The 17352-nt window shown below is 72.4% G+C and carries 18 protein-coding genes; 6 read left to right on the top strand and 12 right to left on the bottom strand.

From position 1 onward, the window contains the following. Nucleotides 1-24: 24 nt before the first annotated feature. The 3 genes from AB0B35_RS18635 to AB0B35_RS18625 form a co-directional block, all read right to left on the bottom strand. Nucleotides 25-744: a transporter substrate-binding domain-containing protein gene (locus AB0B35_RS18635; RefSeq protein ID WP_361046768.1), complete on the bottom strand. Its 720-nt coding sequence runs from the start codon at nt 742-744 to the stop codon at nt 25-27. Nucleotides 745-877: 133 nt separating this feature from the next. Further along, nucleotides 878-1282 (bottom strand): carbohydrate-binding protein, encoded by a 405-nt coding sequence (locus AB0B35_RS18630; RefSeq protein WP_361046765.1) that lies wholly within the window; start codon nt 1280-1282, stop codon nt 878-880. Nucleotides 1283-1474: 192 nt separating this feature from the next. Next, nucleotides 1475-2386: an AraC family transcriptional regulator gene (locus tag AB0B35_RS18625; RefSeq protein WP_361046762.1), complete on the bottom strand. Its 912-nt coding sequence runs from the start codon at nt 2384-2386 to the stop codon at nt 1475-1477. Nucleotides 2387-2519: 133 nt separating this feature from the next. Between AB0B35_RS18625 and AB0B35_RS18620 the strand changes: the two genes are divergently transcribed. From AB0B35_RS18620 to AB0B35_RS18600, 5 genes are all read left to right on the top strand, one after another. Continuing rightward, on the top strand, nt 2520-3029 hold the full coding sequence (locus AB0B35_RS18620) for a hypothetical protein (protein WP_361046760.1): 510 nt from the start codon (nt 2520-2522) through the stop codon (nt 3027-3029). A gap of 84 nt (nt 3030-3113) precedes the next feature. After that, nucleotides 3114-4466, top strand: a complete 1353-nt coding sequence (locus tag AB0B35_RS18615; protein ID WP_361046758.1) for an alpha-lytic protease prodomain-containing protein — start codon at nt 3114-3116, stop codon at nt 4464-4466. Between the two features lie 68 nt (nt 4467-4534). Then, the gene (locus tag AB0B35_RS18610) at nt 4535-4915 is read left to right on the top strand and encodes a PPOX class F420-dependent oxidoreductase (protein ID WP_361046755.1); all 381 of its coding nucleotides are present in this window, start codon (nt 4535-4537) and stop codon (nt 4913-4915) included. 137 nt (nt 4916-5052) lie between these two features. Beyond that, nucleotides 5053-6096, top strand: coding sequence for a hypothetical protein (locus AB0B35_RS18605; protein WP_361046752.1), 1044 nt, complete (start codon nt 5053-5055; stop codon nt 6094-6096). Between the two features lie 143 nt (nt 6097-6239). Continuing rightward, a complete protein-coding gene (locus AB0B35_RS18600; RefSeq protein WP_361046749.1) occupies nt 6240-6788 on the top strand; it encodes a hypothetical protein in 549 nt (182 codons plus the stop codon). A gap of 34 nt (nt 6789-6822) precedes the next feature. Here AB0B35_RS18600 and AB0B35_RS18595 read toward each other — a convergent pair whose 3' ends face one another. From AB0B35_RS18595 to AB0B35_RS18565, 7 genes are all read right to left on the bottom strand, one after another. Continuing rightward, nucleotides 6823-7434, bottom strand: a complete 612-nt coding sequence (locus AB0B35_RS18595; protein ID WP_361046746.1) for a TetR/AcrR family transcriptional regulator — start codon at nt 7432-7434, stop codon at nt 6823-6825. A gap of 20 nt (nt 7435-7454) precedes the next feature. Beyond that, complete coding sequence (locus AB0B35_RS18590) at nt 7455-8609, bottom strand: acyl-CoA dehydrogenase family protein (protein ID WP_361046744.1); 1155 nt, start codon at nt 8607-8609, stop codon at nt 7455-7457. Further along, a complete protein-coding gene (locus AB0B35_RS18585) occupies nt 8606-10654 on the bottom strand; it encodes a biotin carboxylase N-terminal domain-containing protein (protein WP_361046741.1) in 2049 nt (682 codons plus the stop codon). The genes AB0B35_RS18590 and AB0B35_RS18585 overlap by 4 nt, the downstream gene beginning before the upstream one ends. 4 nt (nt 10655-10658) lie before the next feature. Further along, the gene (locus AB0B35_RS18580) at nt 10659-12254 is read right to left on the bottom strand and encodes a carboxyl transferase domain-containing protein (protein WP_361046738.1); all 1596 of its coding nucleotides are present in this window, start codon (nt 12252-12254) and stop codon (nt 10659-10661) included. Continuing rightward, the gene (locus AB0B35_RS18575; protein WP_361046736.1) at nt 12251-13942 is read right to left on the bottom strand and encodes an acyclic terpene utilization AtuA family protein; all 1692 of its coding nucleotides are present in this window, start codon (nt 13940-13942) and stop codon (nt 12251-12253) included. Before AB0B35_RS18575 ends, AB0B35_RS18580 begins: the two co-directional genes overlap by 4 nt. Further along, on the bottom strand, nt 13939-14751 hold the full coding sequence (locus tag AB0B35_RS18570) for a TIGR03084 family metal-binding protein (protein WP_361046734.1): 813 nt from the start codon (nt 14749-14751) through the stop codon (nt 13939-13941). The genes AB0B35_RS18575 and AB0B35_RS18570 overlap by 4 nt, the downstream gene beginning before the upstream one ends. A gap of 109 nt (nt 14752-14860) precedes the next feature. Next, nucleotides 14861-15262 (bottom strand): YchJ family metal-binding protein, encoded by a 402-nt coding sequence (locus tag AB0B35_RS18565; protein WP_361046731.1) that lies wholly within the window; start codon nt 15260-15262, stop codon nt 14861-14863. Between the two features lie 94 nt (nt 15263-15356). On the opposite strand from AB0B35_RS18565, the gene AB0B35_RS18560 reads away from it, so the two are divergent. Next, nucleotides 15357-15974 carry an HAD-IA family hydrolase gene (locus AB0B35_RS18560; RefSeq protein WP_361046728.1) on the top strand — a complete coding sequence of 206 codons (618 nt, stop codon included), beginning with the start codon at nt 15357-15359 and terminating at the stop codon, nt 15972-15974. Nucleotide 15975: 1 nt separating this feature from the next. On the opposite strand, the gene AB0B35_RS18555 is transcribed toward AB0B35_RS18560, so the two are convergent. Both AB0B35_RS18555 and AB0B35_RS18550 read right to left on the bottom strand, forming a co-directional pair. After that, nucleotides 15976-16470, bottom strand: coding sequence for an anthrone oxygenase family protein (locus AB0B35_RS18555; RefSeq protein ID WP_361046725.1), 495 nt, complete (start codon nt 16468-16470; stop codon nt 15976-15978). Between the two features lie 115 nt (nt 16471-16585). After that, complete coding sequence (locus tag AB0B35_RS18550; RefSeq protein ID WP_361046722.1) at nt 16586-17248, bottom strand: helix-turn-helix domain-containing protein; 663 nt, start codon at nt 17246-17248, stop codon at nt 16586-16588. Between the last annotated feature and the right edge of the window lie 104 nt (nt 17249-17352).

The following is a 17352-nucleotide window of genomic DNA, read 5'->3' as shown; positions in this document are numbered from 1 at the left end:
CCGCGCCGTCACCACCGGTCGCGGTCAGGCCGCCGGGGCGACCGTCGCGTCGAGCCGGCCCGAGCGCCGCAGCGCCTCGGCCACGAAACCGGAGCCTTTCAGCTCCTCGACGAGGTCGCGCAGGAAACGCACGGTCTGCGGCAACCGGTCCCGGGTCGTGCCCACGGCCTGCCGGATCTGCATGAACGCCTCGTCGATCACCCGGACGCCCGCTTCGGCGGCAGCGAAGTCCCGCACCGGCTGCCGGATGCCAGCCGCGACCTCCAGTCCGTGGGCGCGGAACGCCTCGACACCCTCCTCGCCACGCACGATCTCGGCGTGCCGCAAGGTGCGCGACAGGAACAGGTCGTACGCCGATCCCTGCTTCACGCCGACGCGCACGCCGGGCCGGTCCACGTCGTCGAGCGAAACGATCGGCGAGTCCACCGGGACGGCGTACACCGCCTCGATGACGGCGTACGGGGCGGTGAACGCGACCTCGGCCTCCCGGGCCGGTTCGACGGCCAGGAAGCAGATGTCGGCCCGGCCGGACGTCAGCGCCTCGAAGGACTTGCGGGCGGCGTCGAAGCAGACGAACTCGACCGGCACGCCCAGGCGCTGCCCGATCTCGCGCGCGATGTCCACGGTCGCCCCGCCCGGAGCGTCCGGCGTGCCCTGCGCCAGCACCGGGTTGCCGAGATTGATGGACGCCCGCAGCACCCCTGTCGGAGCCAGGTCCCGCCGCACGGCAGCAAGTTCGATCATGACCCCACCCTAGATCACCACCTCCACGACCTCGGGCCGCCGATCCCGCGCCGGTCGGCAGTTTCGGGGAAGTGCACCAATCGCGGCCGTGATTCGTGCACTTCCCCGAAAGAGCAGGAACGCAGCGGGCCGGTCAGCGGCGTTGCCAGAGGGCGGGGGTGTTCGGGGGTTCCCAGCCGGGCAGGGAGGTGTGGGCGATCTGGCAGGCGTACGCCAGGCCGCCGTAAGTGACCTGCGCGCCGACGGCGTACGGCTGGTAGGGCTGCCAGGTGCCGCCGGTGGGCGTGGGGCTCGGTGAGGACGTCGCCGTCGGGGAGGGTGAGGGCGGCGTGCCCGGCACGTTGAGCACGAAGTCGAAGGTGGCCCGCCGGGCCGAGCCGACCTGCTGCACGTTCATCAGCAGGGCCGGGTCGAACAGGGAGTCCGTGCTGTTGCGGGGCTCATTCGGGAAGTAGAGCTGCGTGGTCAGCACCGGGCGGCCTGGCGCCTGCACCTTGACGTGGATGTGCCGGGTCCGGCCCGGGTAGAGGCCGGGCACGATGGTGGACAGCGTGAACCGGCCCTGGGCGGCTGCCCGGACGGGGTGCTCGCCAGCGCGGGCATCCCGGCCAGCAGCGGCACGGCCGGCACGACCAGCGCCGCGCGCAGCAGGGACTTACGGGTGATGCCCGGGGTGCGGGCGTCGTCGTCGTTCATGGCGGGTCTCCTTCATGGGACGTCGCCGGAAACGCTAGAGCGGCGCATAGCCACCATTCGATGGACGCGATCGGGTGTTCGTGGTGTTTTCGACGGGTGCCCACGTCCAGGACGCCGCCCGCCGGAACTCCCCCGCGCTCGATCCGGTCTCCCTGCGGAAGAACCGGCAGAAGTACGCCTGGTCGGCGAAGCCCAGCTCGCGGGCTATCTGCGCGATGCTCAGCCGGGTGCCGGCCAGCAGCCGCATCGCCTCCACGGTGCGGGCATGGCGGATCAGCTCGCCGGGCGAGCGCCCGGTCACGTCGCGGACCGCCTCACCCAGGTAACCCTGCGAGACACCCAGCGCCGCCGCGCACTCGCGGACCGAGAGTGCCCCGCCGCGCGGTGCCGTCAGCAGGTCCAGGAACCGTCCGGCCAGCTCCGCCCGCTGCCCGGTGGCACCGGGCGGGGTAAGCGCACCGGTCACGCGGGCGGCCTTGGTCAGCAGGACGCGCAGGTACGACTGCACCACCCCGAGCGAGTCCGCGGCGGGCTCGGCACACTCCTGCCGCATCCGCTCGACCAGGCCGAACGCCTCCTCCGCGAGATCCGGCGAAAGGGTGCGGCAGGGCCGGTGACCCAGCAGATGCAGCAGGTCGCGGACCCGGGGGCACCCGGCGAGAAACTCCTCGCTGAACAGGATCAGCCAGCCGTGCAGGTCGACGGCGTCCTGCCAGTGATGGGCACGCCCCGGCAGCACAACGGCAAGCTGCGGCGGCTCCAGCGGGTACGCCGCGAGGTCGACCACGTGGGCACCGCCGCCCGCCCGGACCAGCACCACCTCGTAGAAGGTGTGCCGGTGCGGGAACGGGGCGTGCGACAGGGGGCCGAGGGCCGCGAACGTGTCGATCGCGAACGGAGCGGACAGCGGCTGGGGCGTGGTGAGCCGGTGCAGTGGCAGGGACATCCCCCGAGCCTGCTGCCTCGATCGACGGGGCGGCAGATATCAGCCCGGTCCTATCACACCCTGATGGCGTACGCCGCCGCCGCGGACCCGTCCGGCGGCCCTGTACCCTGCACCTTCCAAACGGGGAGGGCTCATGTACGACCGCGGTGACCTGGTGCGCGCCTACCTCGGCGCGCAGGGCGAGGGCTTCGGCGGCTACTTCCCCGATTCCGCGACGTTCAACGCGGCGCTGAGGGCCCACCACGAGGCGATGCTCGACGGGCTCGGGCAGCTCTTCGGGGTGCGCCTGGACATGGACGGCGTCGGATCGTTCGACAACCGCGTGCTGTTCATGCTGTTCAGCTCGACGGCCCGGTCGTTCCTGGCGATCCGCACCCCGTGGTCGGGCTTCCTGGAGTCGAGCCTGCTGGTCAAGAAGATCGAGGATGCGGGCGTGAACGGGCAGCACGTCATGGCGGCGAGCGAGCGCATCGAGCAGCTCGCCGCCCAGTCGCGGCAGACCCACCTGGACATGCTGGACGCGCTCGCCGCCGCGCTGCTGGGCGACCGGTCCGACGCGACCTTCTCCGCCGACGATCTGCGGGCGCTCGGCGTCGAGGTCGTCGGTCCAAACCCGAACGACTACCCGCTCTACGAGGACTGACACTGGTCAACGGTTTGCTTACCGTAAACAATATGACCTGTTTGGAAATAGAAGGTTTCCAGTAGGGTTCCTAGATTCCCCGGTGTGACGCCGAAATCCAAACTCTTCAGTGTTCTGATCGCCGTGGCGGCCCTCTCATCCGCCATGGTGATCACGTCGGCCAACGCCGGCTCCACACCCGCTCCCGCTCCCCTGCCCGTCGCCGCGGACCGCGGCATGATCTACGAGCTGGCCCGCACCCTGCGCATCAGCCCTGATCAGGCACTGGCCCGGCTGGGCCGCGAGGCGGCGTTCGCCCGCACCGAGCAGCAGCTGCGCGGCGCGCTGGGCAGCGGCTTCGGCGGGGCCTACCTCGACACCGACGCCTCGACGCTGACCGTGGCCGTGACCACCGCCGCCGACAGCGCTCGAGTGCGGGCGGCCGGGGCCGTCCCGGTCACCGTCGCACACAGCGAGGCCCTGCTCGTACGCGAGACGGGCCGCCTCGACCGGCGGGCCGCCACCGCGCCGAAGCAGGTCCCGGGCTGGTACCCCGACGTGCGCGCCAACCGCGTCGTAGTCCTCTACCGGGACGGCGCGCTGAGCGCGGCCCGCACCTGGGCCGCGTCGAGCGGCCTCGACATCGCGATGGTCCGCTTCGAGGCCAGCACCGAGCAGCCGCAGCCGCTGATCGACATCGTCGGCGGCAACGCCTACTACATCGGCAGCGGCACCCGCTGCTCGGTCGGCTTCGCGGTCACCGGCGGCTTCGTCACCGCCGGGCACTGCGGCAGCGCGGGGGCGAGCACCACGCAGCCCAGCGGCACGTTCGCCGGATCGAGCTTCCCCGGCAACGACTACGCCTGGGTGCGCACCGCCGCCGGTAACACCCCACGTGCCCTGGTGAACCGCTACTCCGGCACGGTCGCCGTGGCCGGTTCGCAGGCCGCCGGGGTCGGCGCGTCGGTGTGCCGGTCGGGTTCCACCACCGGCTGGCACTGCGGCACCATCAACGCCCTCAACAGCTCGGTGACGTACCCGCAGGGCACCGTGACCGGCCTGATCCGCACCAACGTCTGCGCCGAGCCCGGCGACTCGGGCGGCTCGCTCATCGCCGGTGACCAGGCGCAGGGCGTGACCTCCGGCGGCTCCGGCAACTGCAGCTCCGGCGGCACGACGTACTTCCAGCCGGTCAACGAGATCCTGCAGACCTACGGCCTGACCCTGACGGTCGGCGGCGGCACCCCGCCGACGAACCCGCCGAGCCCGACCGCCGGACCGACCGGACCGCCGCCGGGCTGCGGCGGGCTGCCCGGCTGGAGTGCGACGACGGCGTACGCCCCCGGCGCGACCGTCGCCCACAACGGCCGCCGCTACGAGTCGACCTGGTGGTCGACCGGCGCGGAGCCCGGTGCGCCAGGCTCCTGGGCGGTCTGGTCCGACCAGGGCGCCTGCTGACCGGGTAGGGGTGGCACAGGGGCCGGACGCCTGACCGCGTCCGGCCCCCGGTGGCTAAGCTGGTCGCCGTGACCACCGCCGACCAGTTCGCCCGCGCCAAATACGTCAGCCTGACGACCTACCGCAAGGACGGCACGCCCGTCGCCACACCGGTGTGGCTGGCCGTCGACGGTGACGAGCTGTTCATCGTCTCGGACGCCGACGCGTGGAAGGTCAAGCGCATCCGGCGGACGAGCCGGGTGTCGCTGGCCCCGTGCGACGTCCGGGGCCGCATCGCGCCCGACGCCGTGCACGTGGACGCCACCGCCCGGGTCCTCGACGACGCGGGCACGCGGCATGTCCGGCAGCTGATCGCCCGCAAGTACTGGATGTCGCGGGTCGGCAACTGGGCGGCGCGGGTCCTGCACCTGCCGAAGAAGCCGGTCGTCGGCATCGCCGTCACCTTCTGAGCGCGCACCCGCCGGGCGGGTCACCGCCAGGAGAACAGAGTTTCCTCCACCGAAACGGTTGCGTCCGGGCCGGACAGGTAAGAAGCTGTCTGAACCCGTGCGATCGGCGACGGGCTATGGGGCTGGAGGCGCTCGCGATGAAGGTTACCGACCTGCGAGCGAGCCGGGCGCTGCTCGGCGCGATCGCCGCCGGCCTGCTTATGACGGGCTTGATCGCGCTGAGCGCCGGCTGGCTGGCCCGGCCGGACCTGCTGCCCGACGCCGGACCCTCCTGGTACGTCTGGCAGCGGCCCGAACGCTCCACGCTGATCATGGCCGGAGTCTGGTCGCTGTACGCCCTGCACCAGGTCGGCTTCTGGGCCCTGATCTGGTACGGACAGCAGCGCGTCGGCAAGTACACCGGACGGCTGCACCTGGTCAACGTGGCCGCGCTGGCGTTCAACGCGGCCTTCGTGCTGCTCCACTTCGCACAGACCCAGCTCTGGTACGACGGCCTCGCCCAGGACGTGTCGATCTGGTCGTCGCAGTTCTCCGTCATCATCCTGCTGGTCTGGGTGCTGCTCATGGAGAACGACCGGCGGGGCCTGCTCTTCGGCAGGACGGTCCCGACACCCGGCGGCGCGGGCGTACGCGAGTGGGCGCGCAAGTACCACGGCTACTACTTCGCCTGGGCCGCGGTGTACACGTTCTGGTACCACCCGATGGAGACCACGACCGGGCACCTGATCGGCTTCCTCTACATGTTCCTGATCCTGGTGCAGGGCAGCCTGTTCCTGACCCGCGCGCACGTGAACCGCTGGTGGACGGTGACCCTGGAGGTGATGGTCCTGTTCCACGGCGCGATCGTCGCCCTGAACAGCCCGAAGCAGCTGTGGTTCCAGTTCGGCTGGGGCTTCGCCACCATCTTCGTGATCACGCAGATGCACGGCCTGGGCCTGAGCCGGCGGGTGCGCTGGCTGATCGGCCTGGCCTACGTCGGCTCGGTCGGCGTCGTCGTCTCGATCCTCGGCACGGCGAAGCTGGCGACGCTGCCACGGGTGCCCGCGGCGGAGTACGTCGGCGTGTTCATCCTCGCCGCGATCTTCGCGGCCGGACTGTGGATCGCCCGCCTGATCAGACCGCGCCGCACACCGGAGGACACCCCCTCGCCGGTGCCCAGCGGCGATCAGGTCACCGTCTAGTCCGCCGTCGAGGCGATGATCTGGCGGTTCCGGCGCTACTGCCGCCGCCGGACGGCATACTCGACACAGGGGAGGTCCATCGCACCGTCGGCGGCCCGCCACGGTGCGGACATGCCGCTCAGGTCGACAGACTGGAGCCGGGTATGCACATCCGAGAACGCTCGCTCACACCTCTCGCCGCGGTGGTGTCGGGGCTGATCGCCGGAGTCGTGGGCACCGTCTGCATGGACACGTTCCGCTACCTGGACTATCGCCGCACGGGCGGCAAGGACAGCCCGCTGGGCTGGGAGTTCGCGCCGGTCGAGAGCTGGGCGCAGGCGCCCGACCCGGGGCAGGTCGCCAAGCGGGTGGTCGAGGGTTTCACCCAGCGCGAGCTGCCGGACCGCTGGGCGTGGCCGGCCAGCACCGCCGCGCACTGGGGCTACGGATCCGGCTGGGGCGCGCTCTACGGCATCGTGGCCGGGTCGCTGCGTAATCCTCGCCCCTGGTACGGGCTGCTGTTCGGCGCGGCCGTCTGGGGCAGCGACTACGCCGTCCTGCCGGTGGCCGGCCTGTACAAGCCGATCTGGGAGTACGACGCGAAGACGCTGGGCACAGATCTGGCCGGGCACCTCGTCTACGGGCTGGGCACCGGCACCGCCTTCTGGCTGATCACCAGATGCCGGAGGGGCGCCACCCGCCGACACCGCTGACCGCCGCCGCGCGAACGGGGTCCGCCGGGTCCGTTCAGGAGGCCGGCGGCAGGACCACGTCCAGGGTGGCCGCCCACTGGCGCAACACCCGGGCCCGGCGGGCGGTGTCGTCGTGCAGCAGCTCGCCCAGGCCCAGCCCACGCGCCAGGTCCAGGGTCGCCTGCACGGTCTCCCGCGCGCCAGGGGTCTGCTCGTCGACGCGCAGCAGCTCGACCGCCATGCCGTGCGCGGTACGCCCCAGTGCCGCCTCCAGCGGCCGCACCTGGTCCCGCAGCGACGCGTCCACCGCCGCCGCGGTCCACACGTGCAGCGCGGCCCGGAACAGCGGCCCGCGATACAGCCCGACCAGCACCACCAGCACCTGCTCGGTGCGCCGGGGGCCGCTGCGCAGCCCCGCGACGGCCCCCTCGATCTCGGCGGCCCGCACCTCGGTCATGTGCTCGATCAGCCCGGTGACCAGGTCCTCCCGGGTCGGGAAGTGGTGCTGGGCCGCGCCGCGGGAGACCCCGGCGCGCTCGGCGACGACGGCGACCGTCGTGCCGGACCACCCGAGTTCCGCCATGCACCGCACCGAGGCCTCCAGCAGCCGCCGGCGGGTGGCGCGGCTGCGGTCCTGCTGCGGTTCACGTACGGGGGTGGTCGGCACGGCGATCACGCTACCCGGGCTCAGTAGGACCTGGGCAGGCCCAGGCTGTGCTGGGCGACGAAGTTGAGGATCATCTCCCGGCTGACCGGGGCGATCCGCCCGAGCCGGGACGCGACCAGCAGCGTGGCCAGCCCGTACTCGGTGGCCAGGCCGTTGCCGCCGTGGGTCTGGATCGCCTGGTCGACGGTCTTCACGGTGGCCTCCCCCGCCGCGTACTTGGCCATGTTCGCCGCCTCGCCCGCCGCCTGGTCGTCGCCGCTGTCGTAGAGGAACGCCGCCTCCCGGGTCATCAGCCGGGCCAGCTCGACCTCGATGTGGCAGGCCGCGAGCGGGTGGCTGATCGCCTGGTGCGCGCCGATCGGCGGCCCCCACACGGTGCGGTTCTTGGCGTACTCGACGGCCCGGCCCAGCGCGTACCGGGCCATGCCGAGCGCGAACGCCGAGGCCATGATGCGCTCGGGGTTCAGCCCGGCGAACAACTGCAGCAGCCCGGCGTCGGCGCTGCCGACCAGCGCGTCGTCGGGCAGCCGTACCTCGTCGAGGAACAGGTTGTACTGCTTCTCCGGCGCGACCAGCTCGGTCGGGATCTGCTGCGCGGTGAAGCCGGGCGCGTCGGTCGGCACCACGAACAGCACGGGCTTGAGCCGCCCGGTGCGCTCGTCGGCGGTACGCCCCACGACCAGCACCGCCTCGGCCTCGTCGATGCCGGAGATGTAGGTCTTGCGGCCGGACAGCAGCCAGCCGTCGCCGTCGCGGGTCGCGGTGGTGGTGAGCTTGTGGGAGTTCGATCCGGCGTCGGGCTCGGTGATCGCGAACGCGAAGATCTTCGTCCCGTCGGCCAGGCCCGGCAGCCAGCGCTGCTTCTGCTCCGGGGTGCCGAACCGGGAGATGACCGTGGCGCAGATGGCCGGGGACACGACCATCATCAGCAGCGGGCAGCCGGCCGCGCCGAGTTCCTCGCAGACCGCGGCGAGGTCGCCGATGCCGCCGCCCCCGCCGCCGTACTCCTCGGGCACATGCACACCGAGGTAGCCGAGTCGGCCGGCCTCCTGCCACAGCTCGGTGGTCTTCTCGCCGGCGCGCGTGCAGCGCAGGTAGTAGTCGTGGCCGTACTTGCCGGCCAGGTCGGACACGGCGCGGCGCAGGGCCTGGCGCTCGTCGCTCTCAAGGATCACGGTTGGGCCTCCGGCGGGGTGACGACCGCGAGCACCGCGCCGACCTCGACCTGGTGGCCGACGGCCACGGGCAGGCTGGTCACGGTGCCGTCGGTCGGGGCGGTGATCTCGTGCTGCATCTTCATGGCCTCCAGCCACAGCAGCGGCTGGCCGGCGGTGACCTGGTCGCCCTCGGCGACGCCGAGGCGGATGACGGCCCCGGGCAGCGGCGCGAGCAGCGACCCGCTCGCGACCTGCGTCTCCGGCTCCGGGAAACGTTCGACCGGCCGCAGGCTGACCGGCCCGAGCGCCGAGTCGACACAGACCATGTCCGCGTACGCCGCCACGGCGAACACGTGCCGCACGGTGCCGCGCCCCAGCTCGACCCGAGTCGGCGTGACCTCGCCGACGACGAGGTCGGGCTCGCCCTCGATCCGCACGCCGTCGCGGGCGCGCCGGTAGCCGACGTCGATCCGCCCAGCGGGGGCCTGGTAGGCACGGTTCTGCGACGCGGAGGCGACATTGCGCCAGCCGCTCGGCAGTCCGGTCACGACGGTCGCTTCCGCACGCTCGGCAGCGGACGCGGCCAGCGCGGCGGCGTACGCGGACAGGCGTTGCGCGTCCTCGTCGGCCAGTGGCCGGGCGAGCATGTCGAGCCCGTGCTGCTCGAAGAACGCGGTGTCGATCCGCCCGGCCAGGAACGCCGGATGCCGCAGCACGTTGACCAGCAGATCCCGGTTGGTGACCAACCCGTGAATCCGCGCCTGGGCCAGCGCCCCCGCCAGCGCCCGCGCGGCTTGCGCCCTGGTCGGCGCCCACACGATCACCTTCGCCAACATCGGGTCGTAGTGCGGCGTCACCACGTCCCCGCCCGCGAACCCGCTGTCCACCCGCACCACGATCCCGTGGTGGCTCTGCAGTTTCGGGGAAACTGCGTGAATGCCGCGGTCGATTCCTGCACTTTCCCCGAAACTGCCGCCGAAGGCCGGTGCGGGTGCGCCGAACTCGGTGGTGGCGGGGAGGGTGAACTTTTGGAGGGGGCCGGTTTGGGGACGCCAGGTGTGGGCGGGGTCCTCGGCGTAGAGGCGTACCTCGATGGCGTGGCCGTGGACGGGGGGCGGGGTGGGTGGGAGGGCCGCGCCTTCGGCGATGTCGAGTTGGAGGGCGACCAGGTCGAGGCCGGTGACGAGTTCGGTGACGGGGTGCTCGACCTGGAGACGGGTGTTCATCTCCAGGAAGTGAAAGGAGCCGTCGGACGCGGCGAGGAACTCGACGGTGCCCGCGCCGCGGTAGCCGATCGCGGCCGCGGCGGCGGTGGCCGCGGCGTGCAGGCGTTCGCGCATCGCCGGGTCGACCATCGGCGACGGGGCCTCCTCGACGACCTTCTGGTGGCGGCGCTGGATGGAGCACTCGCGCTCGCCGACCGCCCAGATCGTGCCGTGCACGTCGGCCAAGACCTGCACCTCGATGTGCCGCCCGGTGGCCAGGTAGGGCTCGCAGAACACGGTCGGGTCGCCGAACGCCGCGGCGGCCTCGGCACGGGCGGCCTCGACCTGGTCGGGCAGGTCGGCGAGGGTGCGCACGACGCGCATGCCCCGCCCGCCGCCACCGGCCGAGGCCTTGATCAGCACCGGCAGGTCGGCCTCGATGACGGTGGCCGGGTCGAGTTCGGGCAGCACAGGCACGCCCGCGGCGGCCATCAGCTTCTTCGACGCGATCTTCGAGCCCATCGCGTCGATGGCGTCCGGTGACGGCCCGACCCAGGTCAGCCCGGCGTCGATGACGGCCTGGGCGAAGGCGGCGTTCTCGGACAGGAAGCCGTAGCCGGGGTGCACCGCGTCCGCGCCGGCCGCGAGCGCGGCCTCGATGACGAGGTCGGCGCGCAGGTAGGTGTCGGCGGCGGTGACGCCGGGCAGGCGTACCGCGATGTCTGCTTCTCGGGTGTGCAGGGCTCGGGCGTCGGCGTCGGAGAACACGGCGACGGTGGTGATGCCGCGTTCGCGGCAGGTGCGCAAGACGCGGCGGGCGATCTCGCCCCGGTTGGCGACCAGCAGTCGGGAGATCATCTCGTCACATCCGGAAGACGCCGTAGGGACCCGGGCCGGGGTCGGGGGCCGACTGCACCGCGGACAGGCACAGGCCGAGCACGGTGCGGGTGTCGCGGGGGTCGATGACGCCGTCGTCGTAACCGAGCCCGGACAGCACCATCGGCAGCGACTCGGCCTCGATCTGGTTCTCGACCATGGTGCGGACGACCTGGTCGGTGTCCTCGTCGTAGGGCCGCCCGGCCGCGGCCGCCGACTGCCGCGAGACGATCGACAGCACCCCGGCCAGCTGCGCGCCACCCATCACCGCGGACTTCGCGCTCGGCCACGCGAACAGGAAGCGCGGGTCGTACGCCCGCCCGCACATGCCGTAGTGGCCCGCGCCGTAGGACGCGCCGATGAGCACCGAGATGTGCGGCACGGTGCTGTTCGACACCGCGTTGATCATCATCGCGCCGTGTTTGATGATGCCGCCCTGCTCGTAGTCCTTGCCGACCATGTAGCCGGTCGTGTTGTGCAGGAACAGCAGCGGGGTGCGGGTCTGGTTGGCGAGCTGGATGAACTGCGCCGCCTTCTGCGACTCCGCGCTGAACAGCACCCCGCGCGCGTTGGCCAGGATGCCGACCGGGAAGCCGTGCACGCTCGCCCAGCCGGTGGCCAGGCTCGCGCCGTACTCGGGTTTGAACTCGTCGAAGCGGGAGCCGTCGACGACCCGGGCGATCACCTCGCGCGGGTCGAACGGGGTGCGCAGGTCCGGCGGCACGATGCCGAGCAGCTCCTCGGCGTCGAACACCGGCTCGTCGGCCTGCGGCGACGGGGCCGCGCCGAGCTTGCGCCAGCGCAGCGACGCGACGATGCGTCGCCCCATGCCGATGGCCTGCACCTCGTCGTCGGCCAGGTAGTCGGCCAGGCCGGAGACGCGGGCGTGCATCGCCGCGCCGCCCAGCGACTCCTCGTCGGCGTCCTCGCCCGTGGCCATCTTGACCAGCGGCGGGCCGGCCAGGAACACCTGCGACCGCTCCTTGATCATGACGACGTGGTCGCTCATGCCCGGCACGTACGCCCCGCCCGCGGTGGAGTTGCCGAACACCAGCGTCACCGTCGGCACACCCGCCGCCGACAGCCTGGTCAGGTCGCGGAACAGCCGCCCGCCGGGGATGAAGATGTCCTTCTGGCTCTGCAGGTCGGCCCCGCCGGACTCGACCAGGTTCACCAGCGGCAGCCGGTTCTCCCGAGCGATGTCCATCGCCCGCAGGGTCTTGCGCAGGGTGTACGGATTGGACGCTCCCCCGCGCACCGTCGGGTCATTGGCGATGATCATGCATTCGGTGTTCTCGACGACCCCGATCGCGGTCACCACGCTCGCCCCGACCGGGTAGTCGGTGCCGTACGCGGCCAGCGCCGACAGCTCCAGCAGCGGCGAGTCCCGGTCCACCAGCAGCTCGATGCGCTCGCGCGGCAGCAGCTTGCCCCGGTCGTGGTGCCGCTTGACGTACTTCGGCCCACCCCCGCCCAGCGCCTTGGCGTGCTCGGCGTCGAGCGCGGCGAGTTTCTCCAGCAGCGCGCCCCGGTTGCCCGCGTACGCGGCCGCGCCGGTGTCCAGGGTGGATCTCAGGATCACAGCAGTTCCTCCGGGATGTCGACGTGCCGCGAGCGCAGCCACTCGCCCAGGCCCTTGCCCTGCGGGTCGAACCGGGTACCCGCAGACACGCCGTCGCCGAGCAGCCCGTCGACGACGAAGTTCAGTGCCCGCAGGTTCGGCAGCAGGTGCCGGGCGACGGGCAGCCCCGCAGCCTCGGGCAGCAACTTCACCAGCGCGCCCGCGGTCAGCGTCGCCGCCAGCCAGGCATAGGCGGCGTCCGTACGCGCCCAGACGCCGATGTTGGCGCTGCCGCCCTTGTCGCCGCTGCGCGCCCCGACGACCAGCCCCAGCGGCGCACGCCGTGTCGGCCCGTGCGCGGCCCACACCGATGGCTCCGCGCTGCTCACCAGGGAATCCGTGACCCCGGGCGCGAGCGGCTCGATCCGGTGCTCGGTGCCGTCCGGCAGCACCACCACGTGCGGGACCTGTTCGGCCGGCACGGCCGCCGAGGTGAACACCCCGAACGGGGTCGCGTCGCCGGGCGGGGCGAGCAGCGTGAAGCCCGGGTAGCTGGACAGCGCCAGCTCGACGGCGGCCCCGCTGAAGGCGCGCCCGGCCACGGACGGGTCGGGATCCTTGACGGTGGCGTGCAGCAGCGCGCTGGCCTCCTCCTGCCCGTCGGCGTCGGGGTGGTCGGTGCGGGCCAGCCGCCATACCAGCTCGGCGGGCGCGCGCTTCAGCGACGCTTCGAGCTGCGCACGGGCCAGTGCCGCCTTCGCCTCGACGTCCAGGCCGGTGATCAGGAAGGTGACGTCGTTGCGGAAGCCGCCGAGCGAGTTCAGTCCGACCTTCAGCGTCGCCGGCGGCGCTTCGCCGCGCACTCCGGTGATGCGCACCCGGTCGGGGCCGTCCTCGGCCAGCACGACCGTGTCCAGGCGAGTGGTGACGTCGGGTCCGAGATACCTCGGGCCATCCACTTCGTACAGCAGCTGCGCGGTGACCGTGCCCGTGTTGACGACACCGCCGGTGCCGGGGTGTTTGGTGATGACGCTGGTGCCGTCGGCGTGCACCTCGGCGATCGGGAACCCGGGCAGGCCGATGGCGTGCTCGGCGAAGAACGGGTAGTTGCCGCCGGTCGCCTGCGCGCCGCACTCGATCACGTGCCCGGCCGCGACGGCCCCGGCAAGGGCGTCGAAGTCGTCGCGCGCCCACCCGAACCGGGCCGCGGCCGGGCCGACGACCAGCGACGCGTCGGTGACCCGGCCGGTCACCACGATGTCGGCCCCCTGCCGCAGGGCGCGCGCGATGCCCCACGCGCCGAGGTACGCGTTCGCGGCCAGCGGCGCGCCCAGCCCCAGCTCGTCGGCACGTTCCAGCAGGTCGTCGCCGGTCACGTACGCGATGCGCGGGCTCAGCCCGAGCCGCCCGGCGAGCGCGCCGAGCGCTTGCGCGAGCCCGGACGGGTTGAGCCCACCCGCGTTGGCGACGATGGTGACGCCCCGGTCGAGGGCCGGGCCGAGGCACTGCTCCAACTGCCGCAGGAACGTCTTGGCGTATCCGGTGGCCGGGTCCTTCATCCGGTCGCGGGCCAGGATGAGCATGGTCAGCTCGGCGAGGTAGTCACCGGTGAGCACGTCGATCGGGCCGCCTTCGAGCATCTCCCGCATCGCCGAGGCCCGGTCGCCGTAGAAGCCGGAGACGTTCGCGATGCGCAGCGGTGCGCTCATGCGCCGCCCTCCAGGACGAACTGGCCGGGTGCGCGGCCCGTGCCGGGTGGGCCGGCGAAGGCCTGGGCGATGTCGAGCCACCGATCGGCGTCGGGTCCGTCCGCGCGTACGGCGAGGTCGGCGCGGTGCCGCCGCTGGGTCACCAGGAGGCAGAAATCGAGAGCGGGTCCGGTGACCCGTTGCGCGGCCTCCTCCGGCCCCCAGGTCCACTCGTCACCGTCAGGCCCGGTGAGGCGGACGTGGAACGGCGCGATGGGCGCGTCGAGCCCGTGCGCGGCGTAGGCGAAGTCGCGGGCGCGTACCCCGATGTGGGCGACGTGGCGCAGCCGGCCGGTGGGGGTCCGCGTGACGCCGAAGGTGTCGGCGAGGTCCTGGCCGTGCGCCCAGGTCTCCATGATGCGGGCGGTCGCCATGGACGCGGCGCTCATCGGCGGCCCGTACCAGGGCAGCCGGGTGCCGGGCGGGACGGCGGCGAGCGCGGCCCGCAGCTTCCCGCGGGTCTCCCGCCAGCGGCCGAGCAGCTCGTCGGGCGGCAGCACGGCGAGCCGTTCGGCTCCGGCGTCGACGAAGCGCAGCGGGTCCGGCGAGTCGGCGATCTCCTGCAGCGCATCAGCGAAGCCGGCGGGATCGGTCGCGGCGAGCAGGGAGCGCTCGTCGGTCCACAGCAGATGGGCGATCTGGTGCGCGACGGTCCAGCCGGCGGCCGGGGTCGGCGTCGCCCAGCGGTCCGTTGCCAGGTCCGCGACGAGCCGGTCGGCGTCGGCGCTCTCGGCGTCGAGATCGGCCAGCAGCGCCTCGATGTCCGCCATCGGGTGCTCCCTCCAGTCGGTTCCACCCTTCCGCCGAGCCTTAAAAAAGTCAAGCGTGCTTGATTTTATTCTGAACCTGGGGCACCTGTCGGGTCTTCCCGACCACCGGTCAGAGCGGGTCGACGTACCGCCAGTGGCCGCCCTCGCGCAGGAAGCGGCTGTGCTCCTCCAGCACGCCCGGCCGGCCGCCGTCGCGGTAGTGGGCCCGGAACAGCACGGTCCCCTCCGTGTCGAACATCGTGCCCCGGTCGGTGGCGAGCACCTCCAACGCGGTGTATCGCGGCCCGCCGGTCAGGTCCAGCTCCCCCGGCCTGGTGCTGGAATGCCAGGTGCGCAGCAGATAGGCGACGTCCCCGAGCGCGAACGCGCTGTACCGCGAGCGCATCAGCTGCTCCGCGGTCGGCGCCTCGCCGCCTCGGTGCCAGCGGCCGCAGCACTCGTCGTACGGCTGCCCGGTCCCACAGGGGCAGACGGCGGGCCGCGGTTCGGGCTTCCTACGTGCTCGTGCCATGGCCACCATGGTGGCGCATCAACGTCCCGGCCTCCCACGGGACACCCACCCGCACCAATTTGATCTCCTGAGACGCCCGCCGGAGGATGTCGGCATGGCGGTTGCGGAACTGGTCTGGGACATGGACGGCACGCTGCTCGACTCCACGGTCGTGGTGCCGGCGGCGTTCGTGCGCGCGGTCGCACGGCTGGGTGGACAGCCGGTGAGCCCGGCGCAGGCCGTCGCCGCGTATCCGGTGGGCACCCCTGAGGCGATCCTGGCGCATCTGGTCGGACGGCCCCTCGGCCCGCACGAGACCGACGTCTACTACCAGGAACTGCACGGCGCACAGGTCGCCCCATATCCCGGGATCGTCCAAACGCTCGCCGCGCTGCGGGAGCGGGGACGGGCGGTGGCGGTGTTCACCGGGGCGAGCACCCGGGGCGCTCGCATGCTGCTCGATGCGGCCGGGCTGACCGTGGACGTGCTGATCGGCGGAGACCATGTGCGTCGGCCCAAGCCCGCTGGGGACGGTGTGCTGCTGGCTGCCGAGCGGCTGGAGGTCGCACCGGGCGCGGTCGCGTACATCGGCGACTCCCCGCTGGACCTCCGCGCGGCCGCGGCGGCCGGCAGTGTCGGCGCGGCCGCCACCTGGGGTCACCTCTACGACGCGCGGGAGCCCGCCGACTACACGCTGACTCGGCCGGAGGCAGCCCTGGATCTGCTCAGGTGAGTCAGCGGCCGTAGTTCAGGAGCGCGACGGCGAGGCAGATCAACGCGACGGTGGTCGCCCCGGTGCGCACGTGGTTCCACCGCGACCACTTGGCCTCGTCGAACCGGGCCCGCACACCCGCCAGGTCGGCGACCTGGTCAGGTTCTCCGGCGGCCTTGAGCGCGTTGTTCATCGGCACGTTGACGGCGATCGTGATCACGAAGACGACCAGGTACAGCACGAGTGCGGCGATGGTCCAGCTCAGTGCCGGGCTGCCTGGGCCGAACAACAGCAGCACCGAACCGGCGGTGAAGACCAGCGCGCCGAGGAAGCCACCGAGCATGAACCACGGGTTGATGATCGCCCGGTCGAGCGCCTGGAACGCGCCGACGAACGTCCGGTCGTCGGTACGCCGCAGCCCGGGCATGACGGTGTGGGAGTACAGGCCGAACACCCCTGCCATGATCCCCATCGTCACCGTCGCAGCCACCAGCACGGCCATCCGCACAGCGTCCACATCGCCCCCTCGGTCCGAGCACCACCCGCGTGATCCTATGCGGCCTGCTGAATCACGTCATCAGGTCCAGATCGCACACGGCGGTCCGCCACCACCGGCGGCGGTCCGACCACACCTACCCGGCGCGGTCGTCGAGCAGGCCACCGAGCAGGGCGCGGACGGCGCGTTCGAACAGGTCGACGGTTGGCGGTCCGGGTGAGCTGCCGGTGAGCGCCGCGGTCAGGCGCGGGTGGCGGACCGGGTCCATCGCGGCGAAGTCGATGGCCGTGGGAGCGGCGGCGCTGCGGGCGAACAACATGATCACGCCGTTGAGCACGCCGACGGCCTCCATCTTGCGCAGCGTCGTCCGGTCGAGTGCCGCCATCGCCTGCAGGCAGTGCTCGAACCAGCACAGCGTGTTCGGGCCCGGCGCGGAACTGGAGGGCACCGCGTCGAGCAGCCAAGGCTGCGCCACGTAGAGCGAGCGGGTGGACTCGGCGATCCGGACCAGCGCGCCGAGCCAGTCCTCATCGGACCGAGGGGTGTGGGCGAATCCGGCCATGGCGGTGTCGACCATGAGGTCGAGCAGCTCGTCACGAGAGGCGACGTAGCGGTACAAGGTGCTGGCCGTGGTCTTGAGCTCGGCGGCGACGGCGCGCATGGACACAGCGGCGAGCCCACCGGTGGCCGCCAGGCGGATCCCGGCCGCGGCGATGTCCGCCAGCCGGTGTTCGGGCGAGGGACCGCGCGCGCCCCGCTGGGGCCTGGTCCAGATCGATCCGTGCTGACCACCCGTCACCTCGCCACTCTAACCGCGAACGACGTACGCAGTAGGCTCGGACGGCTCACGGCGTGGGGACCGCGAGAAGATCGGAGTGAGGTTAGGGTGGGCAAGGCCCGCCG

The organism is Catellatospora sp. NPDC049133 (genome assembly GCF_040648455.1).
Classification (GTDB): domain Bacteria; phylum Actinomycetota; class Actinomycetes; order Mycobacteriales; family Micromonosporaceae; genus Catellatospora; species Catellatospora aurea.
The sequence above is the reverse complement of the archived record's forward strand: the minus strand, read 5'-3'. Positions and strand labels throughout refer to the sequence as shown.